This window comes from Streptomyces lycii, assembly GCF_009735685.1.
Classification (GTDB): domain Bacteria; phylum Actinomycetota; class Actinomycetes; order Streptomycetales; family Streptomycetaceae; genus Streptomyces; species Streptomyces lycii.
In genome coordinates this window covers 11,981-38,457 of sequence record NZ_WHPN01000422.1, presented here as the reverse complement: position 1 = coordinate 38,457, position 26,477 = coordinate 11,981, and the positions used below count along the sequence as shown (strand labels likewise).

Genomic DNA, 26,477 nt, shown 5'->3' with positions numbered 1-26,477 from the left:
AATTGTGGGTGTGTCGTCAGCCTGCTGGGGGTGCCGGCCCGCGGGCGGGGGCTGCCTGGGGGCAGGAGGAGGGCCTTGGGCCCGACGCTCCGGCGGCCACCGGCTAAGGGGCTGTGCACTCCTCACCGTGAGGCGGGGACGAGAACGACGGGGCAGTGGGAGTGGCGCAGCAGCGCGTGGGTGACGGGGTCCGGTGACAGGCCGGTGCCGCGGCGCCGGCGGCCGGCCGTGGCCACGACGACACCGGCTCCGGACGTGGCCTGGATCAACGCGTGCGCCGCGGCGGAGCGGGTGGCGCCGACGTCCCTGCGGAGACGGCGATGCCGCTGCCGCGGCGGTCCCGAATCCGGTCCGAGGAGGGTGTTCACCCGCGAGGCGGGCATCTCTCCGTTCGTCCCGTCCCGCCGGATCGCGGCCCCGGTGCCGGCGAGGAGGGGTGGCCGGCAGGCCCGGGTGTGCAGGACCCGCAACCGGGTGCCACGGCGTGCGGCCTCCTCGAAGGCGTATGCCGCGGCGTCGGTGTCGGAGCCGTTTCCCAGGGCGAGAATCACCTCGCCGTGCCCGGGTCCGGCAAGGCCTGCCGCTTGTTCGCCGCGTACGAGGAGCAAGGGGCCGTGTGCCTGCGCGACCAGCCGCAAGCTCACCGATCCGAGCAGGAGTCCGGCGAGGCCGCCGAGTCCGCGGCTGCCCACGACGGTGAGCGCCGCGTCCCTGCCCCGGCGGGCCAGAGCCCGAGCCGGGTCTCCGACGACCGCTGTGGTGGTCACCGGCATACCGGGGTGGCGGCCGCGCACCCGGGAGACGGCGGAGGCCAGCACCGGCCCGGCCTCGTCCAAGTCGGATACGGCGTACAGGATTTCCAGGTCGGTGTCGCGCCGTGCCGCCTCGCGGGCGGCCGCGTCCAGGGCCCGGACGGCGGCGGTCGTGCCGTCGACGCCCGTGACCACGTGCCGGGTCCTCATCTGGATTCCCTCTCGGAAGATGGCGGCTTCAGTACGCCCGCAGGCCGTGCGCCCGGAACTGCCGGAGCACCCGGCTGACGAGGGCGGCGCCGGGCACCGGGGTGTCGCGCAGCGGGAAGGGGATGCCGAGGGCGTCGTACTTGGCGGCCCCCAGCTTGTGGAAGGGCAGCACCTCCACGCGCTCGACACAGCCCAGAGCGGAGAGGAACTCGGCCAGGCCCTCGATCGCGGCCTTGTCATCGGTCCAGCCCGGGACCAGGACGTAGCGGATCCAGACGGGGACGGAGAGTCTGTCCAGACGGGCGGCGAAGGAGAGGGTGGGGGCCAGGCCACCCCCGGTCAGTCTGCGGTACGTGCCGACGTCGAAGGACTTGATGTCCAGCAGGACCAGACCGGTGTCGCCGAGCAGCATGTCATCGGCGCGGGTGCCGAGCAGCCCGGAGGTGTCGAGGGCCGTGTGCAGCCCCAGCTCCCGGCACCGGCGGAACACCTCGGCGGTGAACGCGGGCTGGAGCAGCGGTTCGCCTCCAGTGAGGGTCACCCCACCGCCCGCGGCGGTGATGAAGGGCCGGTACCGCTCGATCTCCGCCATCACCTCGTCCACCGTCATCAGGTGCCCGTCCCGCATGTGCCAGGTGTCGGGGTTTGCGCAGTACAGGCAGCGCAGCGGGCATCCGCTGAGGAAGAGCACGAACCGGGTGCCGGGTCCGTCCACGCCCGTGGACAGGTCCCAGGAGTGGATCCGCCCGGTGACCGCGGCCCGGTCATCGGCCCCGGCGCGCCCAGTGGCCGCGATCCGGCTCGTGGGCGTGCTCACGGCTCGGCCGGTGTGTGCGGCCCGGTCGGTGCTCACGGCGCACCGTGAAAGGTGCGGCTGATCACGTCGAGCTGCTGTTCACGGGTCAGCCGGACGAAGTTGACTGCGTAGCCGGAGACCCGGATGGTCAGCTGGGGGTACTTCTCCGGGTGCTCCATGGCGTCCTCCAGGACCGCCCGGTCCAGGACGTTGACGTTCATGTGGAAGCCACCGGAGGCGGTGTACGCGTCAAGGAGGCCTGTCAGGTTGTCCGCCCGCTCTGACGGGACATGGCCGAGGCCCTCCGGAGTGATCGTTGAGGTCAGGGAGATGCCGTCGCGGGCGCAGTCGTACGGGATCTTGGCGACCGACAACGCGGAGGCCGCCATGCCGTGCCGGTCCCGGCCGTTCATGGGATTGGCACCGGGGGCAAACGGCTGGCCGGCGCGGCGGCCGTCGGGGGTGTTGCCGGTGTGCCTGCCGTAGACGACGTTGGAGGTGATGGTCAGCACCGACTGGGTGTGCTCGGCGTCCCGGTAGGCGGGGTGGCGGCGCACCTTGTCCATGAAGGAGCGCACCAGGTCCACGGCGAGGGCGTCGGCCCGGTCGTCGTTGTTGCCGTAGGCGGGGAAGTCGCCCTCGACGCGGTAGTCGACGGCCAGTCCGCTCGCGTCCCGGATCACGTGCACCTGGGCGTGCTTCACCGCGGAGAGGCTGTCGGCGGCGACCGACAGGCCGGCGATACCGCAGGCCATGGTGCGGTGGGCCGGGTGGTCGTGCAGGGCCATCTCCAGCCGCTCGTAGGCGTACTTGTCGTGCATGGCGTGAATGACGTTGAGGGTGTTGACGTAGAGGCCCGCGAGCCACTCCAGGGTGCGGTCGTAGGCGGCGGACAGCTCGTCGTAATCCAGTGTGTCCCCGGTGAGTGCCGGCGCGGCGGGGGCGACCTGGTCGCCGGTCATCTCGTCCCGGCCGCCGTTGACCGCGTAGAGGAGGGCCTTGGCGAGGTTCACCCGGGCGCCGAAGAACTGCATCTGCTTCCCGACGGCCATCGCCGAGACGCAGCAGGCGATCGCGGTGTCGTCGCCGGTCACCGGGCGCATCAGCTCGTCCGACTCGTACTGGATGGAGCTGGTGTCGACCGAGAGCTGAGCGCAGAACCTCTTGAAGCCCGCCGGCAGCCGCGGTGACCAGAGCACGGTGAGGTTCGGCTCGGGTGCGGGCCCGAGGTTGTAAAGGGTCTGCAGGAAGCGGAAGGAGGTGCGGGTGACGAGCGGGCGGCCGTCGTCACCGAGGCCGCCGATGGACTCGGTGACCCAGGTCGGATCGCCGGAGAACAGCGCGTCGTACTCGGGGGTGCGCAGGAAGCGGACGATCCGCAGCTTGATGACGAAGTCGTCGATCAGCTCCTGGGCGCGCGCCTCGTCGATCCGGCCCTCGGCGAGGTCCCGGGCGAAATAGACGTCGAGGAAGGTGGAGGTGCGGCCGAGCGACATGGCCGCCCCGTTCTGCTCCTTCACCGCGGCGAGAAAACCCAGGTAGAGCCATTGGACCGCCTCGTGGGCGGTGGCTGCGGGGCGGGTGACGTCACAGCCGTAGGAAGCCGCCATCTGCGCCAGTTCCCCGAGCGCCTTGATCTGCTCGGCCAGCTCCTCGCGGTCGCGGATCACCTCCATGGTGGAGGGCAGGGCGTCCAGGGCGGCACGTTCGGCGCGCTTGGCCTCGGCCAGCCGGTCCGTGCCGTACAGCGCGACGCGCCGGTAGTCGCCGATGATCCGGCCGCGGCCGTAGGAGTCCGGCAGGCCCGTGATGATCCCCGCCTTGCGGGCTCGGCGCATCTCCGGGGTGTAGGCGTCGAAGACTCCCTCGTTGTGGGTTTTGCGGTAGGCGCCGAAGACGCGGGTCACGAACGGGTCGGGCGTGTAGCCGTAGGCGCGCAGACCGTTCTCCACCATGCGCAGCCCGCCGTTGGGCATGATGGCCCGCTTCAGCGGGGCGTCCGTCTGCAGCCCGACGATCAGCTCGCGCTCGCGGTCGATCCAGCCGGGCCGGTGCGAGGTGATGGTGGAGGGGATGGCCGTGTCGGCGTCGAGGATGCCCTTGCGGCGTTCCTCGGGAAAGAGCGCGGACACCTTCTCCCATATGGCCCGGGTGCGCGCGGTGGGTCCGCTCAGAAAGGCCGCGTCCCCTTCGTACGGGGTGTAGTTGGCCTGGATGAAGACGCGCACATCGATCCGGTCCCGCCACGGCCGGCCGCGGAATCCGCGCCAAGCGGCCAGGGGTGCCTGCACGCCTTCTCGGGCTGTCGCGGTCATGGTGATCTCTCTCTTCTCTCCGCACACATGTCGCGCCACCGGGCCGGTGCCGCCGTCTCTTCTCCGATGCTCGCCGCCGCGCAGGTCGGGGAGCAGGGGCCCGCCGATCCCCGGCAGGGAGCCGTCCGGCTCTTTCGGAGAGGGCCGAACGGCCCCGTCACCGGCCCCCGGGCAGCACCTGTGTGCCCCGGCGCGGTCACGGACCGTGGAGACGGAATCCGAGGGAGAGGACATCGTGATGACGCAGACCGCACGCCGCGCACCGGACGCACCCGGGGCCCACGCGCTGCTGAGCGACGGCAGAACCGTGCAGATCCGGCCTGCGCGCCCCGACGACCGCGACGGTCTGCTGGCGTTCTACGAGGGGATGTCGGCCGAAAGTCTGCGGCTGCGGTTCCTCGGGGCGAGCCGGCTCTCCGGGCGGCAGTCCGCCGACTGCCTCTGTGCTTCTCCACGCCGGGGCCGGCTCGCACTGGTCGTCTCCTTCGCGGGCCGGGTCGTGGGCGTCGCCGAGTACGAGACCGGCGAGGACCCGGCCACGGCCGAGATCGCCCTGGCCGTCGCCGACGACTTCCGCCACCAGGGGGCGGGCACCCTGCTGCTGGAGCACCTGATGCACGCGGCCCGCGAGGCGGGCGTCACCGCCTTCACCGCCGACACGCTCGCGGACAACCACCCCGTGCTGAAGGTCTTCACCGACCTCGGTCTGGAGGTCACCCGCCGCTTCGACCACGGTGACGTCCACTGCGTCATCCGGCTGGCCCCCGGCGAGCGCTACCGCTCAGCGGTCGACGAACGCGCCCGCACCGCCGATTCCGCCAGTCTGCGGCCGCTGCTCCGCCCCCGGTCGATCGCTGTGATCGGCGCGGGCAGCAGGCCGGGATCCGTGGGCCGCGCCGTGCTGAAGAATCTGCGCCGCGCCGGGTTTCCGGGCCGCCTGCACGCTGTGAACCCGCACGCGCGCCACATCGAACACACCCCCTGCCATGCCACGGTGGCCGAGCTGCCGCATCCGCCGGACCTGGCCGTGCTCACCGTGCCAGCCGCCGCCGTTCCGGAGACGGCCGACCAATGCGGCCGGGCCGGTGTGCGGGCCCTCGTCGTGCTGACCTCCGGGCTCGACGCCGGCCAGGGCGCGGCCCTGCACGCCGCCTGCCGCCGCCACGGCATGCGGCTGGCCGGACCGAACAGCCTGGGTCTTGCCAACACCGAAGAAGAGGTGCGGCTGGACGCGACGTTCGCCGCCCACCGTCCGCTGCCCGGCACCGCCGGGGTGGCCGTTCAGTCCGGCGGGGTCGGCATCGCGCTGCTCGGCGGGCTGTCCCGGCTCGGCATCGGCGTCTCCAGCTTCGTCTCGCTGGGTGACAAGTACGACGTCAGTGGCAACGACCTGCTCCAGTGGTGGGAGGGGGACGGCCGCACCGAGCTGGCCCTGTTGCACCTGGAGTCCTTCGGCAACGCGCGCGCCTTCTCCCGTACGGCACGGCGGGTCGCCCGCCGGATGCCGGTGCTCACCGTGGACGCGGGTCGCTCCGACGCGGGACGGCGGGCCGCCGCTTCGCACACCGCGGCCGCCGCCACTCCGACGATGACGCGGCAGGCCCTCTTCCGCCAAGCGGGGGTGACCGCCACCCGCTCCGTCGGCGAACTCCTCGACACAGCGGCTCTGCTGCACTCGCAGCCGCTGCCCGCCGGAACCAAGGTGGCCGTGGTCTCCAACGCCGGCGGTGCGGCCGTGCTGGCCGCCGATGCCTGCACCGAGGCAGGACTGACCGTCCCGGAACTGCCCGCCGGACTGGTCACCGACCTCCTCGGCCTGCTTCCCGGCGGTGCGAGCGCCGCCAACCCGGTCGATGCCACCGCCGCGGTCGGCGACCGGGAACTGCGTGCCTGCGTGGACCGGCTCGCCGGACACGGCGCCGTCGACGCGGTGCTGGTTGTGCTCGTCCCCACGGCGCTGGCCGAGGCTACCGGTGACGACCCCATCCGGGTGCTCACCCACGCCGGATCGGGCAACCGACCCCGTACGGTCGCCGCCGTCCTGCTCGACCAGGCCGAACGCGTCCGGCTGCTGCACACACCGGGTGGCGGCGCCGTCCCGGCATACGCCGACCCGGAACCGGCCGCCCGCGCCCTCGCCCACGCGGCCGCGCGCGCCCGCTGGCTGGACCGGCCGGCCGGCACGGTCCCGAAGCCGCCCGGCACCGATCCGGCAGGCGCCCGGGAGATCACGGAAGCATTCCTCGCCGAGCACCCCGAAGGCGGTTGGCTCGACCCTCGCCGCTGTGCCGGCCTGCTGGACTGCTACGGCGTCCAGCAGTTGCCCTGGGCCTGGGCCGAGACGGAGCAGGAAGCCGTGGAGGCCGCCGCCCGGCTCGCCGCTGCCGGGAGCGGCCGGGTGGTCCTCAAGGCCCACTGGCCGAGGCTGCTGCACAAGAGCGACCACGGTGCGGTGCTGCTCGACCTCGACGGAGAGGAGCAGGTCCGCGCCGCCCATCGGGACCTGAGAGCCCGTCTGGGCGATGTGATGACCGGAGTCCTCGTCCAGCCGATGGCCGGCCGGGGCACCGAGCTCGTCGCCGGTGTCGTCCAGGACGAGGTCTTCGGGCCGTTGATGCTCTTCGGTCTCGGGGGCACTGCCACCGAGCTGCTCGCCGACCACGTGGCCTGCTTCGCCCCGCTCACCGACCAGGACGTGCACGACCTGATCACCGCGCCGCGCTGTGCTCCGTTGCTGTTCGGCTACCGCGGTGGCGGACCCGTCGACCTCGAAGGGCTGGAACGGCTGTTGCTGCGGCTGTCACAGATGGCGGCCGACCTGCCGCAGCTCGCCGAGGCGGACCTCAATCCGGTGCTCGCCCGGCCGGACGGCACCGTTGCCGTCGACGCCCGAATCCGGCTGCTGCCCCGCCGTGCCCACGACCCGTATCTGCGCCGTCTTCGCTGACCTCAACCCGACAGAGCCGACCTTGCCACAACAGAGGAGAACACCATGAAGCACCGGAAAGTCGGCAGTGTGATGACCGACGATGTCGTCCGTGCCACCCCCGTCACCCCCTTCAAGAACGTGGCCGCGCTGCTCGCGGCGCACCGCATCAGCGGCTTGCCGGTCGTGGACGACGACGAGAAGGTCCTCGGCGTCATCTCCGAGACCGACCTGATGGCCCGCCAGGCCGAGCAGTTCGGGACCGGGCACCGCCTCCCGCTCACCCGGACCGCCCGCCGGTCGGCCGCCAAGGTCCGGGCGCGGACGGCCGGAGAGCTGATGTCGACACCGGCGGTTACCGTCCGCGCCGAGGACTCCATCGCGCAGGCGGCCCGCACCATGGTGAAGAACCGCGTCGAGCGGCTTCCCGTGATCGACGAGGAGGACCGGCTCGTGGGCATCGTCACCCGCCGGGACCTGCTCGAGGTCTTCCTCCGGCCGGACGACGACATCCGCGCCGAGGTGGCCGACGAGGTGCTGGTGCGCATTCTCGGGCTCCCTCCGCGCGCCGTCACCGTCAGCGTTACCGCCGGGGTCGTCACGCTGGAGGGCAAACTGGAGCGCAGCAGCGAGGTCCTCGTCGCCGTCCGGACGGCCGGACAGGTCGACGGGGTGGTCGCCGTGGTCAACCACCTCACCCACCGCCTCGACGACACACGACAGCGGCCCGAGGACGTCACACTCCAGGGGTTGTCCGGCGACCACTGGATTCGCGGCCTGTGAGCCCATCCGTCACCGGTTTCGAAGGCACCCCTCCCCGGAGGGGTGCCGACACCCTCGGAGGAGGACACCGTGCACGGCACACCACACACCGTGAGTGACGTGATGAGCACCACCGTCATTGCCATCGGCCAGGAGGCACCGTTCAGGGAGATCGTCCGGATCATGCAGCAATGGAAGGTCAGTGCCCTTCCGGTGCTGGCAGGCGAGGGCCGCGTCACCGGCGTGGTCTCCGAGGCGGACCTGTTGCCCAAGGAAGAGTTCCGGGACAGCGACCCCAGCCGCAAGGAGCAGATGAGCCGGCTGGCGGACCTGGCCAAGGCCGGGGCCGTCACCGCCGGGGAGTTGATGACGTCTCCCGCCGTCTGCGTGGACCCCGGCGCCTCCCTCGCCCGCGCCGCGCAGGTCATGGCGCGAAAGCACGTCAAGCGGCTGCCCGTGACCGACGCCGGGGGCCTGCTCGTCGGGATCGTCAGCCGGAGCGATCTGCTCAAGGTCTTCCTGCGGCCGGACGAGGAGATCGAGGAGGAGGTGCGTCGCGCCGTGGGCGGCCTTTTCGCCGGCACGGAACCGGCTGTCGGAGTACAGGTGCGGGAGGGCGTGGTGACGCTGGCCGGCGGGATTCATGACCGCTCCCTGGTGCCGGTGGCAGCCCGGCTGGCCCGGGCGGTGGAAGGTGTGGTCGACGTGGAGTGCACCTTCACCAGCCCCGCGCCCGGGCAGCACCTGGCCTGAAAACCGCAGACCGCCGCAGGGCCGAAGAGGGGACCTTCGGCCCTGGTGCCGTGTCACCGTACGCGCGACGATCGGGACAGGAACCGTTCACAACGGCGCGAAGGACGACATGACCGAGGCACGAGAATTCTCAGCGCAGGAACCGATACGAGTCTTTCTGCTCGACGACCACGAGGTCGTCCGGCGCGGGGTTCAGGACCTTCTCGACGCCGAACCGGACATCGAGGTCGTCGGCGAGGCCGTGACCTCTGAGCAGGCCATGGTACGGGCGCCCGCTCTGCGGCCCGATGTGGCGGTGCTGGACGTGCGATTGCCGGACGGAGACGGGATCACGGTCTGCCGTGAGCTGCGATCACGCATGCCGGAGCTGGTCTGCCTGATGCTCACCTCGTTCGACGACGATGACGCTCTGCTCGACGCCATCATGGCTGGTGCCGCAGGATACGTCCTGAAGCAGATCAAGGGATCCGATCTGATCGCCGCCGTCCGCACCGTGGCCTCCGGGCAGTCGATGCTCGACCCGGCCACCACCGCCCGGTTGATGAGCAGCCTGCGCGGTGACGACGCTCCGAAGGAGCCGCAGAACGAGGCGTTGGCCGGCCTCTCCCCGCGGGAACGGGAGATCCTCGCCCTGATCGGTGAGGGTCTGACCAACCGGGAGATCGGCAAGCGGCTGTACCTCTCCGAGAAGACCGTCAAGAACCACATCTCCCGGCTGCTCGCCAAGCTCGGCGTGGAGCGCCGCGTTCAGGCCGCGGTCCTGGCCTCCCAGGCGACGCCGCCCCTCGACCCTCGCTGACCCCTGCCCGGAAGGCCGGGCAGGAAGTCGCCGCACCACCGCGATCTCCGGTCAGTGAATCTCCACCTTCCGGGCAACACCCCGGAGGCCCGCGTGGGCAGGGGTCGCACGGGCCGTTCCCGGACCGGAAGGCCCCAGTCGGCCTGAGCGCTCACGAAACCGTTGAACGGGCATCGCGACTGGTCAGAGCGGCTGGAATGCCCGTGGAACGAGGGTGTTCTGCTTGGTTTGGCCCGTCACGTAGTCATCGATGTTGCGGACGGTGGCGTCGGCGATCTCGCCCACCGCTGTGCGGGTGAAGTACGCCTGGTGGGAGCTGACGATCACCTGCGGGAAGGTCATCAGCCGGGCAAGGGTGCCGTCGGTGATTCCCCGGATGGACCTGTCGAGGTGGAATGTCCCGGCGTCCTCCTCGTACACGTCCTAACCAACGCCGTCGAGCCGGCCTGTGCGCAGCGTCTCGACCAGGGCGTGTGCGTCGATGAGCCCGCCGCGGCCTGTGTTGATCAGGATGGCGTCGTCCTTCATGAGGTCCAGCGCGCGTGCGTCGATCAGGTGATGGGTGCCGGGCAGCAGCGGCAAATGCAGGCTGATCAGGTCGGCCTCGGCGAGCAGCCGGGCCGCATCCGGGTACTCCAACCCGAGGGCGAGACAGGCGGGATTCTCCACGGCGTCCCGGCCCAGCAGGCGGCAGCCGAAGCCACGGGCGATACGGGCGAAAACCTCGCCGATTTTCCCGGTTCCGATGACGCCAACGGTCATGCCGTGGATGTCGCGGCCCATCAGTCCCGTGAGCCGGAAGTCGAACTCGCGGGAGCGGTGGGCGGCCCGGACCATTCCACGATTGACCGCCAAGGCGGGTGCCCAGGCAAACTCCGCAACCGCATACGGAGAGTAGTGGGCCACGCTGCCCACGGTGAATCCCAGTTCCTCGGCAACGGCGAGGTCGATGTTGTTGAAGCCGGTGGAGCGCTGGGCGATCATCCGTGTCCCGCCTTCGGGCAATCGCCGCAGCACGGGGGCGTCGAGCCGGGCATTGGCGCCCGTGGATACGACGCGGTACCCCGCGGCCGGCGGGGCCGTTTCCTCGTTGAGGAACACCTCCGGGCACCGCACCGTATGCCGATCGGCGACGGCCCGTTCCAGCAGCGGCCGCTCATCGTGCTGCACCTCGTAGGCCAAGATCTCCAAGCCGTCTCCTCGTCTCTCTGCCCGAGGATGCCGGTGGACTTCGCCGGCCCGGAAATCCGGCATAATGGTTATGAAATGATTTGAGGTATATAGGGGTCCACTGTCGCGCAGGCTCTCCATTCGTCGGTCGGCCGCGGGGGCCGTACCCGCTGCCGACAGGCTGAGCGGCGGTGTCCGTGTGCCCTCGCTATCGTGAAACAGGGGACGGACCGCTCTCAGGCAGACCGATCGGCTTCCCCAGGGAGGTGTCCCGGTGACAGGAGAGGCGCTCGACGTACGGACCGTGACGGCGCTGGTCCAGGACGCCACGGTGGCTCCGTCCATGCACAACGCCCAGCCGTGGAAGTTCCGCTTCTTCCGCGACAGCAGCACGTTCCATGTGCGCTCCGATCTCCGGCGCACCATGCCCCGCGCCGACACCACGACCCGGGCCCTTCACCTGGGCTGTGGCGCCGTCCTGTTCAACCTGCGGGTCGCCGCCGCCCACGCCGGCTGGGAACCGGAAACCGGACTGCTCCCCGATCCCGGGGACCGACAACTGCTCGCAACGGTAAGGCTGACCGAGCCCGCACCTCGTGACAGCGACCTCGCCGCTCTGTACTCCGCGATCCACCGACGACGCACCAGCCGTCACCCCTTCTCGGACGAGGAGATACCCGCGGCCGTCAAAGACGAGCTGTGCGCCGCCGCCTTCCTCGAGAGGGCGCGCCTGCTCTTTCCCTCCGGATGGCACGTGGAGTCGTTGCTGGATCTCGTCGAGGACGCCGAAGGACGTGACGCCATGGACCCCGCCGCAACCGAGGACATGGTCCGCTGGACCCGCGTCGGTGCCGACGCTGCCGATGGTGCGACCGACGGGATCCCGGACTACGCCTTCGGGCCGGCCAAGCGGGACGGTAGGGCGCCGGTGCGCGACTTCGCGGGCAGACGCGCTGTGGCGGGCCGCGAGACCGGCATGTTCGAGGACGCGCCGCAACTGGCTCTTCTCGGCACCTCCGACGACCGGCCGACGGACTGGCTGCATGCGGGACAGGCGCTGGAGCGCGTCCTGCTCCAAGCCACCCTGGACGGACTCTCGACCTCGCTCACGTCCCACGCCCTCGAGCGGCCCGAGCTGCGCTGGGCGGCGCGGGACCCGCGGTCGACGATGGGGTTTGTGCAGATGGTGCTTCGCCTTGGTTACGGTGCCCCGCCGCAGCCCGGACCGCCACGTCGGCCTGTGCGAGAGGTGCTCGACATCGAGTGAACCGCAGTGCCCGAGCGAAGTTCCGTGGGATTGCCGCCGAGACGGGACGGTATCGCGGCAGCGTGCCGCCGCGATACCGTCCCGGATCCGGCCTCCAGGGCCCCGCTACCTGCTGTCGTCCGCCACCCCACCGGAGAGGGAGGCCCGCCCGGCCTCCAGCCGGGCGACCGGGACGCGGAAGGGGGAGCAGGAGACGTAGTCCAGTCCGGCACCGTGGAAGAAGTGCACCGAGTCGGGGTCCCCGCCGTGCTCCCCGCAGACCCCGATCTTCAGTCCGGGGCGGGCCGCGCGGCCCTCGGCTGTCCCGACCTCCACCAGCCGGCCCACGCCCTCCCGGTCGATCGTCTCGAAGGGGGAGACCGGGAAGATGCCCTTCTCCAGATAGGCCGAGAAGAAGGCGGCCTCCACGTCGTCGCGGGAAAATCCCCAGGTCGTCTGGGTCAGATCATTGGTGCCGAAGGAGAAGAAGTCCGCCGCCTCGGCGATCCGGCCCGCGGTGAGCGCGGCGCGCGGCAGCTCGATCATCGTGCCCACCGGGCAGTCGACCCGCAGACCGGAGACCTCGGAGACCTCGGCGAGCACCTGTTCCACCTCCGCACGGACGAGCCGCAGCTCCTCGGCGGTGTCCACGAGCGGGACCATGATCTCCGCCCTGGGGTCGCCGCCGGCGCGCCGCCGCTCGACCACCGCCTCGGCGACGGCCCGTACCTGCATGGCGAACAGCCCCGGAACGACCAGCCCCAGGCGTACGCCCCGCAGACCCAGCATCGGGTTCTCCTCGTGCATCCGGTTCACGGCCGTCAGCAACTCGGTGTCGTACGGGTCCGGAATCTCGCCGCGTGCCCGGGCGGAAGCCACGCGCACGGCGAGCTCCGTGCGGTCGGGGAGGAACTCGTGCAGGGGCGGGTCGAGCAGCCGGATGGTGACCGGCAGCCCGTCCATCGCGGCCAGAATGCCGGTGAAGTCCTGGCGCTGCAGGGGCAGCAGGGCGTTCAGCGCACGCTCGCGGCCGGCGTCCGTACGCGCCAGAATCATGGCTTCCACGAGTTTGCGGCGGTCACCCGGGAACATGTGCTCGGTGCGGCACAGCCCGATCCCCTCGGCGCCGAAGCGGCGGGCCCGCGCGGCGTCCTCGGGCGTGTCGGCGTTCGCCCGCACGCTCAGCCGCCGTACGGAGTCGGCCCGCTCCATGATCTGGTGCACCGCTTCCGTGACTGTCCCGGAGGGCTCGCCCGTCAGCTCGCCGCCGTTCTCGAAGTACCGCATCACCACGGAGTCGGCGAGCGGGGCCGCCCCGAGACGGACGGTTCCGGCCGAGCCGTCGACCGAGATGACGGTGCCCTCGGCCACGACCGTGCCGCCGACGGTGAACCGTCGCGCCGTGGTGTCGACATCCGCTCCTTCGGCACCGCAGACGCAGACCTTTCCCATGCCGCGGGCGACGACCGCGGCATGGCTGGTCTTGCCGCCGTGGCTGGTGAGAACCGCCTGCGCGGCGACCATGCCCGGAAGGTCGTCGGGAGTGGTCTCCCGCCGCACGAGCACCACCTTCTCCCCGGCGGCGGCACGGCGTACCGCCTCGGCCGAGTCGAAGACTGCCGCGCCGACAGCCGCGCCGGGGGACGCCGGGACACCGCGTACCAGAGGCGCACCGGCGGTCGAGGTGTCGAAGCGCGGGAACATCAACCGGGCGAGCTGATGGCCGGTCACCCGGCCCAGGGCCTCGGCGGGAGTGATCAGGCCCTCGTCGGCCAGCTCGTGGGCGATGGCGAAGGCCGCCTCGGCGGTGCGCTTGCCGACGCGGGTCTGGAGCATCCACAGGGTGCCGCGTTCGATGGTGAACTCGATGTCGCACAGGTCGCGGTAGTGGCGCTCCAGGTTCCGCAGGTGCTCGCGGAGCTGCCGGTACGACCCCGGATCGAACCCTTCGAGGTCCTGCAGCGGGACGGTGTTGCGGATACCGGCGACCACGTCCTCGCCCTGCGCGTTGGCCAGATAGTCGCCGTACACCCCGGGCCTCCCGGTGGCCGGGTCCCGGGTGAAGGCGACCCCGCTGCCGGAGTCCGGGCCGAGATTGCCGAAGACCATGATCTGCACGTTGACCGCGGTGCCCAAGGCGTCCGAGATGTGCTCGCGCCGGCGATACAGCCGGGCCCGCTCGCCGTTCCAGGACTCGAACACCGCCCGCACCGCCCGGTGGAGCTGCTCTTCCGGTTCCTGCGGGAAGTCCTCACCCGTCTCGCGGCGGATCAAGCCCTTGTAGATGTCGCTGAGCCGGGCGAGGTCGGCCGCGTCCAGGCGCAGGTCGTCGGGGGCTCCGCGGATCTCCCTGAGACGGTCCAGCTCGGTTTCGAACAGCGCGCTGTCCACACCCATCACCGTGCTGCCGAACATCTGCAGCAGCCGTCGGTAGGAGTCCCAGGCGAAGCGGTCGTCCCCGGACACCTTGGCCAGGCCCGGCACGGAGTCGTCGGTCAGGCCGATGTCCAGGATCGTCTCCATCATGCCAGCATGGAGAACCTGGACCCGGAGCGGACCGAAAGCAGCAGCGGGTCGTCCGGCTGTCCCAACCGCCGTCCGGCGCCCCGTTCGAGGGCCGCCAGATGCTCGGCCACCTCCACCCCCAGGCCCGCCGGCTCGGCGCCGGTGGCCAGGAAGGTCCGGCAGGCCTCGGTGGTGACCGTGAAGCCGGGCGGCACCGGAAGGCCCATCCGGGTCATCTCGGCGAGGTTGGCGCCCTTGCCGCCGAGCAGACCGGCCATCTCCCGGCCGCCCTCGGTGAAGTCGTACACATAACGCTCCATGGTGTGTCCCTTCCTGCGGAGGACGAGGGACGGCGGGAAACGCTTCCGTTCCCACGCCCCGCGGGCCCCTGCCCGCCTCCTTCAGATTCGGGCGGACACCCCTGCTGCGGGCAGGTCCCGTAGGTCCCGGGCCAGGGTCCGAACGGCCCCGCCCCCGCGCCACCCGGCGGGTCCGGCCACCTCGCCGCACCGTCCGTACCCGGTGGCGGGGCCGCACGGGAGGGGGCCGAAGGGGCCTTCTGGCCCCCGGCCGGGGACCTTCGGGGCCTACGAGGCCCGGTGGCGGAGCGGAACGCTGAGAGTGAGGGCCGGCACCGGCCCCCGTCGGCACGGTCCCGCAGGGCCGTGCCCCCTGCCGCTGACGCGACCCGATGACGGAGGCGCCTTCCATGACCCGATCCGATGCCGGACCCCGGCCCGCCACCGCCGGAGCTGTGCCCTCCGACACCACCATCGCCGTTGACCGCCTGGTGACGAACGGTCTGAAGGCACTGGACGACTACGCCTCGCTCGATCAGGAGCGGATCGACCACATTGTGGCCAAGGCGTCGGTGGCCGCTCTGGACCGGCACACCGGCCTGGCCCGGCTGGCGGTGGACGAGACCGGCCGCGGGGTCTTCGAGGACAAGGCCGCCAAGAACATGTTCGCGTGCGAGCATGTGACCCACAGCATGGCGGGGATGAAGACCGTCGGTGTCGTCGCCCGCAACGACACGGAGGGCATCATCGAGATCGCCGAGCCGGTCGGCGTCCTCTGCGCGGTCACTCCCGTCACCAACCCGACCTCCACCACCGTGTTCAAGGCGCTGCTGGCCCTGAAGGCCCGCAACCCGGTCGTCTTCGCCTTCCACCCCTCCGCCCAGCGGTGCAGCGCCGAGGCCGCCCGTACCGTCCGGGACGCGGCCGTCGCCGCGGGCGCCCCCGAACACTGCGTGCAGTGGATCGAAACCCCTTCGATCGAGGCCACCGGGCTGCTGATGCGCCACCCCGGTATCGCCCTGATCCTCGCCACCGGTGGCAACAGCATGGTCAAGGCGGCCTACTCGGCCGGCAAGCCCGCCTTGGGCGTCGGCGCCGGAAACGTCCCCGCTTACGTGCACCGCAGCGCCCGGCTGCGACGGGCCGTCAACGACCTGGTGCTCTCGAAGTCCTTCGACAACGGAATGATCTGCGCCTCGGAGCAGGGCGTCATCCTGGACACCGAGATCTACGATGCGGCCCTGGCGGAGTTCCGCGCCCTCCACGCCCACCTGGCCGACGCGGACCAGAAACGACAGCTGGAGGAGTTCCTCTTCCCCGCTGCGGGCTGCGGGCGGGTCAACCCCGCGGCCGTGGGCCGCAGCCCGGCCTGGATCGCCGAACAGGCGGGCTTCACCGTCCCCGGGAACACCTCGGTCATCCTCGTCGAGGCCGGCCGCGTCGGTCCTGACGAGCCGCTGACGCGGGAGAAGCTGTGCCCGGTGCTGGCCGTGCTGCGCGCGGACACGACCCAGCAGGGCTTCGACCTGGCCGCCGCCATGGTCGCCTTCCACGGGCAGGGGCACAGTGCCGTCGTCCACACCGGGGAACCGGACCTGGCCGAGGAGTTCGGCCGGCGGATGAAGACGGTACGCATCATCGTCAACGCCCCGGCCTCCCAGGGAGCCATCGGCGGCGTGTACAACAGCCTGCTGCCGTCGCTGACCCTCGGCTGTGGCTCCTGGGGCCGGACCTCGGTGTCCGACAACGTCTCCGCCGCCCATCTGCTGAACGTCAAGCGCGTCACCACGCGGCGGAACAACCTCCAGTGGTTCAAGGTGCCGCCGAAGATCTACTTCGAGCCGCAGGCCATCCGCTATCTGACAGCGATGCCCGGCATCCGCCGTGTCACCGTCGTCACCGACGCCACCATGACCCGGCTCGGCTACGTCGACCGCGTGACGCACGTCCTGCGGAGCAGGCCGGAGCCCGTCACCGTACAGATCATCGACAATGTCGAGCCCGAGCCGAGCATCGACTCCGTCCGGCACGGCGCCGGCCTCATGCGTGACTTCCGCCCGGACACCGTCATCGCCGTCGGCGGCGGATCCCCCATGGACGCGGCCAAGGTGATGTGGCTGTTGTACGAGCAGCCGGACATCGACTTCTCCGACATGCGGCAGAAGTTCTCCGACATCCGCAAGCGGGCCTTCCGCTTCCCCGCTCCGGGCGAGCGGGCCCGCCTGGTGTGCATCCCCACCACGTCCGGCACCGGGGCGGAGGTCACCCCGTTCGCGGTCATCTCCGACCCGTCGACCGGGCGGAAGTACCCGCTGGCCGACTACGCCCTCACCCCGAGCGTGGCCATCGTCGACCCGCTGCTGACCGCGGACCTGCCCCCGGCCCTGGCCGCCGACAGCGGCTTCGACGCCCTCACCCACGCCACCGAGGCGTATGTGTCGGTGTACGCCAACGACTTCACCGACGGACTGGCCCTGCACGCCATCAAGCTGATCTTCGAACACCTCGAACCGGCCGTGAACGACCGGGCCGCGCACCCCGAGGCGCAGGAGAAGGTCCACAACGCCGGCACCATCGCCGGGATGGCCTTCGGCAACGCCTTCCTCGGCATCGTCCACGCGATGTCGCACACCCTCGGGGCGACCTTCCACATCGCCCACGGTCGCACGAACGCGGTCCTGCTGCCGCACGTCATCCGCTACAACGGTGAGGTCCCGGCGAAGCTCACCGGCTGGCCCAAGTACGAGCACTACCGGGCCCCCGAACGCTTCCAGGACGTCGCCCGCGCCCTGGGCCTGCCGGCCGCCACCCCGGCCGAGGGCGTCGCCTCCTACGCCGCGGCCGTGGAACAGCTGCGGGACGCGGTCGGTGTCGAGCCCTCCTTCCGAGCCCTGGGCATCGACGAGAACACCTTCCTCGAGGCCCTGCCCCGGCAGGCACTGAACGCTTTCGAAGACCAGTGCGCCCCCGCCAACCCTCGCATGCCGATGACCGACGACATGCAGGAGCTCATGCGCACCGCCTACTACGGCCCGGCGGCGTCCGGAGACTCCCCGCGGTAGGCCCGGGAACCGCACCGGTCCTGTCCCGCCCGTGACCACAGGCGGGACAGGACCGGTGCGGCAATCCGCTCAGCCGCGAACGAGGGGGACGCGCCACACCAGGCGGGTCCCGCCGCCGGGAGGTACGGCGAGCGACAGCTTGCCACCCAGCCCCTCGGCCCGGGCAGCGAGATTACGCAGGCCGCTGCGGCGACCGCCCTTCGGGACGCCCACGCCGTTGTCCGTGACGGTCAGCGTCAGCTTCCCCGAGCGGACGACCAGCGAGATGTCGGCGGAGCCGGCCCCCGCGTGCCGGGCGACATTGGCCAGTGCCTCTCCCAGCACCGCCACAACATGATCTTTCACGGGCTGTGGCACATCGGTGTCCACCAGTCCCTCCAGGCGCAGTGAAGGGGTGAAGCCAAGCGCCGGAACGGCCTCCTCGACCGTTCTGGCGGCCCGCACTCGGAGCCCTCTGGCCGCAGTGCCCCCTTCGTGCGAACGGAGCCCGAAAATCGTCGACCTGATGATCTTGATCGTTTCGTCCAGGTCGTCCACCGCCCGCAGCAGTCGCTCCGAGCCTTCCGGGTGCTGCACGTACCGCACGGTGCTCTGCAAGGTCATTCCGGTGGCGAAGAGCCGCTGGATCGCCAGGTCGTGCAGGTCCCGCGCGATGCGGTCCCGGTCCTCGTACAGCGCCAGCTGTTCGGCGTCCCGGCGTCGCTCGGCCAGCTCCATGGCCAGTGCAGCCGCCTGGGCGAAGCTCAGCAGAGGGGCCGTCTCGACCTGGGAGAAGAGGGGGGAACCCTCACACCGGGCCAGCAGCAGCACGCCGCGGACGCCGCCGCTGGTGCCCATCGGCACCGCGACAGCCGGGCCGAGTCCAGCCCAGCGCGGCGGTCCGGCGTTGACCCGGGGATCCTTCGCTATGTGGCCGCTGGTGGTCGCCTCGCCGGCCGCGATTGCGGCGCCCATGAAGGAGCCCTCGCGTGGCAGCACCAGATCGCTGTGGGCCGCTGCCTCGGTGCCGTTGGCCAGGGCCACCCGTAAGTCGTCGGACCCCTCGACGGGCACCGCGAGCACACCGAGATCCGCCGCGAGAATGTCCTGTGCGTGCTCCATGATCAGGCCAAGGACCCCAGCCTCGTCCGTGCCGGAGAACAGGCTGCTGGTAACGGCCGCGCTGGCCTCCAGCCAGCGCCGGCGGTAGCGGGCCTCCTCGTAGAGCCGGGCGTTCTCGATGGCGACACCGGCCGCCACGGCGAGGGTGGAGAGTACGCTCTCGTCCTCGCTGTCGAACTCCCTGCCGCCATGCTTCTCGGTCAGATAGAGATTCCCGAACACCTGGTCACGCACTCGGATGGGCACGCCGAGGAAAGAGCGCATCGGCGGATGGTTCGCCGGGAAGCCGTACGACGCGGGGTGCCGTGACAGCTCCGCCAGCCGCAACGGTTCGGGATGCCGGATCAGTTCGCCGAGAATGCCGTGCCCGGAGGGGAGGGGGCCAATCGCGGCATGCTGCTCCTCATCGATACCCACCGTGAGGAACTGGGAGAGGCGCTGGTCCTCGCCGATCACGCCCAGAGCCCCGTACTCGGCGTCGACCAGGACCGTGGCCGACTCCACGATGCGCCGCAGCACTTGTGCCAGATCCAGCTCCCGGCCCACGGAGAGCACCGCTTCCAGCAAACTGTGCACCCGGTGTTGGGTGCCCCGCACGGCGTCGATGCGGACTTGAAGCTCATCCAGCAGCTCGTCCAGCCCCAGACGGGGCAGGCTATCCCCGCCTTTGACGGTGTCCTCGCCCACCAGCTCTCCTCAAGGTCACGGTCAACCGGGCCGGGGCCGTCGGAATCTGCACCGGCGCTGCGGACACCGTAACCACTGGACAGGAGAGGCAGTAGACCTCCATGCTTCTGCCGGTCGGCCCCGTGCACGGCGGAGGCCGGCCCAACAGCACACGACGTCAGAGGACATGGCCGGAGGGTGGTGACCGGCAGCCCCGGTGCCGGGCCCGGGAGCCCAGCCACCGACGGCGCCGCGCCGGGCAGGCCCTGTTCCGACATGCACGCCCTGTCCTGGGTGTCGGAACAGGGCGGACACGGCAGCCGTCAGGAATGTGGTACGATGGCGACGGGGCAGCGGGTGCGATGCAGCACCGCATGGGTGACCGGGCCGATCCGGGCTCCGAGCCGCGCCCGGCGCGCCCGGCGGCCGACGACCAGCAACCCCGCACCGGAAGCGCTGTTCAGCAGGGACCGCACCGGCTTGCCGGTCGCGACCTCCTCTGTCACCGGCACGTCCGGGAACTTGTCCCGCCAGGGGCGCAGGGTGGCGGTCAGCAGACGCGTGGCCTCCGCCCACGGCCCCGGAACAGCGTCCCCCTCGGGCCGTGGCTCGAACGCGTTCATGGGCGGGAGATCCCGGACATGGACGGCGTGCAGTGGCGCACGGCGCGTGGCGGCGGTCTCGAAGGCGAAGCGGATCAGTTCGTCGCACGATCGACGGACATCGATGCCGAGCACCACCTGCGGCAGGCCGGACGTCACCGGGTCCGGCACTTCGAGCTCCGGTGTGCGCTCGACGGCCGTGGACTCGACAGTCCGTACGAGCACGACGGGGCACTGCGTCCGTGCAAGGGTCGCAAGCCCCACGGAACCGATCAGAAACCCGGCGAAGCCACCGAGTCCGCGTGAACCCAGGACGAGAAGTTCGGCGCCCCCGGTCGCGTCCAGCAGAGTCTGCACCTTCGGCCCCCGGAGCAGTTCCGTGGTGACGCACAGCGAGGGATAGCGACCGCGTAACGCCTCCCCGACCTCACGCAAATCGTCCTGCGCCTGTCGCGTCAGCGTGTCGCGGTCGGCCAGGACGGCTTCTTGCCGGGGCAGCCACTCAAAGGCGCGCACGACCCGCAGCGGCCGGTCACGGCGCAGCGACTCCTGGGCCGCCCAGTCCGCCGCAGCCATGCTTTCGCAAGAACCGTCCACGCCGGTGACAACGAGTCGGCGCACAGGAAACACCTCCGATTCGAGTGCACGGGTCCGGGCCGCGGACAGCGGGCCGTATGCGGGTGCACGCTGCCAGCATCGCCACGCGGCACGGCGGCGCGGGAGAGGCCGACAGTCCCTCGCGGGGCCGTACGGCCCCGTTGCCCGAGTCGACTCGACCGTGTGCGGACCCTTGCGCGGGACGCGGACGTCCGGGCGCGCGGAGTTGGACCGTTCACCGTCTGTGCCGTACCGGAGCACGGACCAGGTGGTCCTGCGGGAGGGCCGGTCGGCCCATGCCGCAGCACCGGCGCACCTCCCACGATGGCGGTGACGGCCCCGTACGAGGACCGACCTCTCGGGCAGGCACCGCGGGAAGGGACGATTTCGATGACCACGAGGACCGGGGTCCTGGCAGCTCTGCCGGCAGGACACCGTGAGAAGCTCATGCACCTCGCCCACGATGTGGCGTTCCCGATCGCTACCCGGATCTTCGACGAAGGCGGCCGGGCCGACCGCTTCTGGATCATCCGTACCGGCAGCGTCACGCTGGACGTGCGCGTCCCGGGTCGGTGTGCGGCGACCGTGGAGACACTCGGAGGCGGGGACTTGCTCGGTTGGTCCTGGCTGATCCCGCCGCACCGGTGGCACCTGGGGGCGGAGGCGGCCAGCCCGGTGCGCGCCGAGGAATTCGACGCCGCCGCGGTCCGGGCTCTCTGCGTCGACGATCCGGTGCTCGGCCAGGCCTTGGCCGTGTTCGTCGCGGGCGCCGTCGGGCACCGACTGCGATCCACCCGCACACGGCTCCTGGACCTGTACGGACCCTACGGCAGCGGGCCGCTGCGCTGAACGCCCGGGAACGGTGACGTCCCGGGCGAGGCCGTCTGCCGCAAGAGGGGCATGTGCCGTTCAAGGCTTGTAGGACTGCTTCTGAGGTCGGCTCAGTGGGCGCGGCGTACGGGTTTCGGGCCGGGGTGGGTGGCGGATTTCTTGCTGGTGAGTCAGCGCGGCACCATGTCGGACACGGCGGTCCAATGGTCGTGGTCGTTGGGTGCCCGGGATCGCGTTCGTAGCCGCAGACCAGGGGTTGTCGCATGGTTGGGGCGAGGGCGCGGTTGCCGGTGTCCTCGTGACTTCGACGACTGGGTAGCGTGCGGGTACTGGCTTTGACCGGGTCGTACAGCGGTCTACGGCCTTTCAAGGCTTCAGCCCGGAGCGTGGAGCCTGGCTGGGGGTCAAGGGGTCGCAGGTTCACATCCTGTCGTCCCGACCACCACCATCGCAGGTCGGAGGCTGTTTCCGGGGGTAGCGGGAACGGCTTTTGCCGTTCCGGGGGTGGGAGTGACGGGGAGCCCTCTGGGAGCCCTCGTGCTCCCACCTCGCAGACGGGTCAACCATGCCCGGTTCGTCCGTCACCCGATCCGGTCGACGTTGCCCGCCCTGTCGCGCCGCTGCGCGCCGCCGTCAACCCTCGGCCCCCGTGACCACCCACCAGTGTCGGCCCGAACCGGCTGGCGAACAGCCCAAAAACCCTTGCCCGCTCCCGACCCGGTTTCCCCGACTGGGAGCACCGGCCCTGCTCCCCATACGATGGGGTGCCGGGCCCGACCGTTGGCGCGCGCCCGCCGATCCCTGCAGACCACCCGGGGTCTCTTCCACCGGATCCGGCCGACCGGCCTCGGTCAAGGCATGGTCAAGCCCCTTGGCATTGATCCGCAGACGGGTCACTCCCACCGCCACCGCGCGGTATCCGGCCGTTCAGCGTTCCGATGAACTTCCTGTGGCTGGGGGCTGCGGGGCGCAACGAAGGCGTGGTGTCCGGCGGGAGGGGTGTGTGTATCAGGTCTCAGGCATGACGGCACAACCGCCTCCGGCGTAGGTTCGAGTCCTGTCCAGGGGCCACGAAGCGGGCCCGTCGGGTGGGGGTGGCCCAGCCCTGAGCCAGGTAGTGGGACGTCTTCCCGCAGATTGCGGCGCCGCACGTGCAGACTATGAGCCGTCCCCGCAGGTTCGGGGAGCAAAGGGGGGTGGCACCCCCGGGCGGGCCCGATTCCCGGACCATTCCCCGCGGGTGCGGGAAGCAGGGGAACCGACCGACCGAGGCGGAGGCCGGGAACCACCCTGCGGGTGCGGGGAGCAGATCGCGGATCACCTCCTTCTCCCACGCGCGCCGGGCCCGTCCCCGCGGGTGCGGGGATGGTCCAACTCGTAGCAGTAGTACGACTGGCGCAGCAGCTCGCGGGCCGTGCACAGCACGGTCGCTGCGGCTCCGGGCACGCCGTCGGCTACGACCAGGTCCTCGACCAGGTCGTGCATGTCGGCGTAGCTGTCGACGAAGAGGTGGGCGCGTTCGTCCGGGACCGGAAACGGCGGCCGCTGCGTGGTTATCCCGCATTGTCCCAGCGACCTGCCCCGGGCGGCAGCGGCGTTTCCCCGGTCGTCGCGGGCGGCGACCTTCAACTTCGGTGTCACGGTGGCCCTGCTGCGGGGGCTGCGCTGGGCCTTGAGGTGCGGTTGTCCGTCGCCTGTACGGGTGACGGGTGGAGCGTCAGCGAACCGGTTGAGGCCGGACCGGGTCGGGCAGGGTTTGGAGCCGATGATGAACGACACGTGGGTAGGCGGGGCTGGCGGTCCTGGACGTGGCCGCCCCGGCCGCGCCGTACGCACGATCTTCGCCCGCGACTACCTCGCCGGCCCCGGACTGCGCCGCGAAGTCCACGACGGCCCCCAGGGCCGTGGAGAACCGGAACTCGACGAACACCGTGCTGCACCACGGCAAGAACGGCGTCCTGACCGGCCCGGACAAGGAACACGCCGAGACATCGATGCTCGCGCTGAACCTGCTCCACTCCACGCTCGTCCACGTCAACACCCTGCTGCTCCAGCAGGTCCTGGCCGAACCGACCTGGGAGAGGCTGAGCACCGAGGACCAGGGGGACCGGCGCGGCCTGACGGGCACTGTTCCGGTCGCACATCAACCCCTACGGCACCTTCCGGCCGAAGACGGACCGGCGGCTCGATCTCGCCCCGGCCCAACCCGCCCCGACCCGCCCCGCCCCACCCCGCCCCGACCCACCCCGCCCCCCGACAACCAGCGACGCAGGACCGGCGCCCGGCGGGCTGAGGCAGCAGGGCTGCCGGCCGTTGCATTAATCTCCGACCAACCGATGCCAGGCGCCGCGGCCCGCACCAGAGCTGATCTTGTCTCCACCTGCCCCCACGTCCAGGGGCAGGTCACCTACCGCTGAACAGCCGGTCCAGATGCACGTCGATCGCGGCGAGCGCGTCCGGGGGCTCGATCACGTCGAGTTCGATCAGGGAGGCGAAGCCGGTGAGGGCGAGCAGCAGGTTGGTCTCGGTCACCGGGTCGCGGCCGGAGCCGATGTACCCGTCGGTGATCGCCTGGCGAACCAACTGCTCCACGAGGGTCCGCCCTTGGACCAGGCCGCGGCGCGCCTGCTCGTGCACGGCCTGGTCGTGCAGCGCCTCCAGGACGTACGCGGCGCTCATCCGGCTGGTCGCGCGGGCGTCGGCATGCAGGGGGAGCATCTCCGCGAGCGTCAGCCGCAGAACGTCGCGGGGGTGGGGGCGGTCACCGAGCTTTGCGAGCCCCTGGTTCACGCGCACCGAGGTCTGCTCGGACGCGAAATCCATGGCGAAGGAAAGCATGGCGGTCCGGGAGGCGAAGTAGTGCTGCAGCTGCCCGAGTGACATGCCCGCCTCCTGCGCCACCACGCGCATCGTCAGCCGTGTGACGCCGCGCTGCTCCACCACCCGCCACAGTGCGCGGGCGATCGCTTCGCGGCGTCCGCGGTGATCCACCTGTTTCGGCATCGCAACCCCCTCCCTCGCACCAGGACCTTTCCAATACAGTCGACATAATACATCTGACCCAAAATCCTGGAGTCCACTCGGGGAAAGGAAACGCCATGTCCGGACAGCCCAAGGCACGGACCACGGAGGGCGTGGTGCAGGGACGCCAACGGCAGGGGCACGCGGTCTTCCGCGGCATCCCCTACGCCCAACCGCCGGTCGGAGCGCTCCGCTTCGCCGCGCCCGTGCCGCCGCACCGCTGGGAGGGGACGAGGCAGGCGGTCGAGTTCGGCCCCGTGGTGCCGCTGTCTCTGCCGATCGACGTGCCCCCGCAGGGCACCGACTGGCTGACGCTCAACGTCGGCACTCCGGATCCCGGCGCGGCGGGACTGCCGGTGCTGGTGTGGATCCCCGTGGGCGGCTACCTCTCGGCGGCGTCGAGCGACCCGATGTTCGACCCGGCAGCGCTGGCCGCGGCGGGACTCGTCGTGGTGACCATCAACTGCCGCGTGGGCGCGGAGGGTTTCGCGTTCCTCGACGACGCGCCACCCAACCGCGGATTCCTTGACCAGATCGCGGCGCTGGAGTGGGTGCAGCGCAACATCGCCGCCTTCGGAGGCGACCCCGGCCAGGTCACCGTGGCCGGGGTGTCTGCCGGGGCAGGGTCGGTCGCCGCCCTGCTGACGATGAAGCCGGCGCGCGGCCTGTTCCGGCGGGCCATTGCCCACTCGGTGCCGGGACTGCACAGCACCCCCGCGCTGGCACGGCAGGTCACCGCCGCGTTCGCGGACCGGCTCGGCGCAGCGGCCCCCACCGCCGAGGCCCTGCGCGACACCGACCCATGGCACCTGGCCGCCGAGCTCACCTCCTTCAACGCCGGCCTCCACGCGCACCGGGAGAGCTGGGGACGCCTCACGGAGACCGGTACCGCGCTGTGCCCCGTCGTCGACGGCGAAATCCTCCCGGAAACGCCCTGGCCCGCGCTGACCGGCGCGCGCGCGAGCGGGACCGAACTGCTCGTCGGCCACACCCGGGACGAATTCCGGTACTTCAGCGTCATGAGCGGACGGTACGGCACCTTCACCGAGGAGGACGCCCACGCAGCCCTTGAACTGCACGCTCCTCAACCGGGCGGCGCGCGGGCCTACCGTGCCGCGTTCCCGCAGGCAGGCCCGGAGGAACTGGTGGAGACGGTGTACTCCGACGCCCTCTTCCGCATGCCGTCACAGAAGCTGGCCGAGGCGAACGCCGCAGCCGGCGGCACCTCGTACCTGTTCGAACTGTGCTGGGTCGCCCCCGCCCTCGGCGGCATCCTGGGCGCCTGCCACAGCCTCGACGTGCCCCTGGCGTTCGGCACGCTGGACAGCCCCGTCGGCACCCAGCTCATCGGCGAGGAGCCTCCTCCCGAGGCCGTCGCGCTCTCCCGCGAACTCCAGGAGGCGTGGGTTCGCTTCGTCACCACCGGCGACGCGGGCTGGCCCGCCCACCGGCCCGGCGGGCACCTCACCCGCGTCCTGGACGCCGAGTCGAAGACCCTGCCCTACCCCGAACAGGAATCCCGCCAGATCTGGGAAGGCCACCTCCCCGCCCCCTTCGACCATTCGTAATGGTCCGGGCCAGCTCCTACGACTGCGACGCGCCATTCACCTCCCCTCGGGACCGCGAATTGGCGTACAGCCAGGCAACTCCCGGTCCGCTTCGCATCAGATCCCACCCAAGGTGACGGGGCGACATCAAGAGCCGGGAAAGGCCGACGGGAGAGGGCCCAGGTCACGGATGATCCTGGCCAGAAGGCCCGGATGAGTTCACTCTCCGCCTCCCTCCGCCGCACCGGCGCGTACGGCAGCAGCTCCAGATCGGTGCCCGGCGGGTAGGCGTCCATCGAGAGCGTGAGCACACCCGGTGAACGCGGGAGTGAGAGTGCAGACAGGTCTTTAACGGACGTGGTGGGTGTGGCGGTCGACAGGTCCGGAGCGGGGCATGTGCCTGGGACAGGGGGGCCCATTTCTGCAAGCGCGCTCCGTGGTCAGAGATAGGACGCCGGGGCCGAACAGGAGTGCCCCGGATTCTCAGAGATCCCGTAACTTTTTGGCTGACGACTCC

At 71.1% G+C, this 26,477-nt stretch carries 16 protein-coding genes and 2 pseudogenes; 9 read left to right on the top strand and 9 right to left on the bottom strand.

Translation table 11 applies throughout. The features are described 5' to 3' along the window. Window positions 1-122: 122 nt before the first annotated feature. From GCU69_RS30655 to pflB, 3 genes are read right to left on the bottom strand one after another with little or no spacing between them, the layout of a single operon-like run. Entirely contained in the window at window positions 123-962 is an 840-nt protein-coding gene (locus GCU69_RS30655; protein ID WP_176604683.1) for a universal stress protein, read from the bottom strand. Window positions 963-990: 28 nt separating this feature from the next. Continuing rightward, a complete protein-coding gene (gene pflA, locus GCU69_RS30650) occupies window positions 991-1,758 on the bottom strand; it encodes a pyruvate formate-lyase-activating protein (protein ID WP_156207843.1) in 768 nt (255 codons plus the stop codon). A 53-nt stretch (window positions 1,759-1,811) separates the two neighbouring features. Beyond that, complete coding sequence (pflB, locus tag GCU69_RS30645) at window positions 1,812-4,073, bottom strand: formate C-acetyltransferase (protein WP_156207829.1); 2,262 nt, start codon at window positions 4,071-4,073, stop codon at window positions 1,812-1,814. Window positions 4,074-4,311: 238 nt separating this feature from the next. Here pflB and GCU69_RS30640 point away from each other — a divergent pair, with 238 nt between their 5' ends. The 4 genes from GCU69_RS30640 (at window position 4,312) to GCU69_RS30625 (ending at window position 9,313) form a co-directional block, all read left to right on the top strand. Beyond that, the gene (locus tag GCU69_RS30640) at window positions 4,312-7,020 is read left to right on the top strand and encodes a bifunctional acetate--CoA ligase family protein/GNAT family N-acetyltransferase (RefSeq protein ID WP_156207828.1); all 2,709 of its coding nucleotides are present in this window, start codon (window positions 4,312-4,314) and stop codon (window positions 7,018-7,020) included. Window positions 7,021-7,065: 45 nt separating this feature from the next. Continuing rightward, window positions 7,066-7,782, top strand: a complete 717-nt coding sequence (locus tag GCU69_RS30635; RefSeq protein WP_156207827.1) for a CBS domain-containing protein — start codon at window positions 7,066-7,068, stop codon at window positions 7,780-7,782. Window positions 7,783-7,851: 69 nt separating this feature from the next. Beyond that, window positions 7,852-8,514, top strand: a complete 663-nt coding sequence (locus tag GCU69_RS30630; protein WP_156207826.1) for a CBS domain-containing protein — start codon at window positions 7,852-7,854, stop codon at window positions 8,512-8,514. Window positions 8,515-8,623: 109 nt separating this feature from the next. Continuing rightward, window positions 8,624-9,313, top strand: a complete 690-nt coding sequence (locus GCU69_RS30625; protein WP_098754993.1) for a response regulator — start codon at window positions 8,624-8,626, stop codon at window positions 9,311-9,313. Between the two features lie 183 nt (window positions 9,314-9,496). On the opposite strand, the pseudogene GCU69_RS30620 reads toward GCU69_RS30625, so the two are convergent. Beyond that, window positions 9,497-10,504: pseudogene (locus GCU69_RS30620) on the bottom strand (2-hydroxyacid dehydrogenase). 253 nt (window positions 10,505-10,757) lie between these two features. Here GCU69_RS30620 and GCU69_RS30615 point away from each other — a divergent pair. After that, on the top strand, window positions 10,758-11,750 hold the full coding sequence (locus tag GCU69_RS30615; RefSeq protein ID WP_156207825.1) for an Acg family FMN-binding oxidoreductase: 993 nt from the start codon (window positions 10,758-10,760) through the stop codon (window positions 11,748-11,750). 105 nt (window positions 11,751-11,855) lie between these two features. Here the strand turns inward: GCU69_RS30615 and ppdK are convergent. Then, window positions 11,856-14,554 (bottom strand): annotated as a pseudogene (gene ppdK, locus GCU69_RS30610) (pyruvate, phosphate dikinase). A gap of 389 nt (window positions 14,555-14,943) precedes the next feature. Between ppdK and adhE the strand changes: the two are divergent. Next, on the top strand, window positions 14,944-17,595 hold the full coding sequence (adhE, locus tag GCU69_RS30605) for a bifunctional acetaldehyde-CoA/alcohol dehydrogenase (protein WP_156207824.1): 2,652 nt from the start codon (window positions 14,944-14,946) through the stop codon (window positions 17,593-17,595). A gap of 69 nt (window positions 17,596-17,664) precedes the next feature. Here adhE and GCU69_RS30600 read toward each other — a convergent pair whose 3' ends face one another. Then, window positions 17,665-19,383, bottom strand: coding sequence for a sensor histidine kinase (locus tag GCU69_RS30600; RefSeq protein ID WP_235978809.1), 1,719 nt, complete (start codon window positions 19,381-19,383; stop codon window positions 17,665-17,667). Window positions 19,384-19,685: 302 nt separating this feature from the next. After that, window positions 19,686-20,561, bottom strand: a complete 876-nt coding sequence (locus GCU69_RS30595) for a universal stress protein (protein ID WP_268969344.1) — start codon at window positions 20,559-20,561, stop codon at window positions 19,686-19,688. A gap of 390 nt (window positions 20,562-20,951) precedes the next feature. Between GCU69_RS30595 and GCU69_RS30590 the strand changes: the two genes are divergently transcribed. After that, a complete protein-coding gene (locus GCU69_RS30590) occupies window positions 20,952-21,410 on the top strand; it encodes a cyclic nucleotide-binding domain-containing protein (RefSeq protein ID WP_098754988.1) in 459 nt (152 codons plus the stop codon). 1,299 nt (window positions 21,411-22,709) lie between these two features. Here GCU69_RS30590 and GCU69_RS33100 read toward each other — a convergent pair. After that, on the bottom strand, window positions 22,710-23,033 hold the full coding sequence (locus GCU69_RS33100; protein WP_176604682.1) for a hypothetical protein: 324 nt from the start codon (window positions 23,031-23,033) through the stop codon (window positions 22,710-22,712). A 263-nt stretch (window positions 23,034-23,296) separates the two neighbouring features. Here GCU69_RS33100 and GCU69_RS33320 point away from each other — a divergent pair, with 263 nt between their 5' ends. After that, window positions 23,297-23,809, top strand: a complete 513-nt coding sequence (locus GCU69_RS33320; protein ID WP_218038006.1) for a Tn3 family transposase — start codon at window positions 23,297-23,299, stop codon at window positions 23,807-23,809. Here the strand turns inward: GCU69_RS33320 and GCU69_RS30575 are convergent. After that, window positions 23,796-24,395 (bottom strand): TetR/AcrR family transcriptional regulator, encoded by a 600-nt coding sequence (locus tag GCU69_RS30575; protein ID WP_098750755.1) that lies wholly within the window; start codon window positions 24,393-24,395, stop codon window positions 23,796-23,798. The two genes, GCU69_RS33320 and GCU69_RS30575, sit on opposite strands and share 14 nt — an antisense overlap. Before the next feature lie 95 nt (window positions 24,396-24,490). Here GCU69_RS30575 and GCU69_RS30570 point away from each other — a divergent pair, with 95 nt between their 5' ends. Continuing rightward, entirely contained in the window at window positions 24,491-25,981 is a 1,491-nt protein-coding gene (locus GCU69_RS30570) for a carboxylesterase/lipase family protein (RefSeq protein WP_156207822.1), read from the top strand. The last annotated feature ends 496 nt before the right edge of the window (window positions 25,982-26,477 follow it).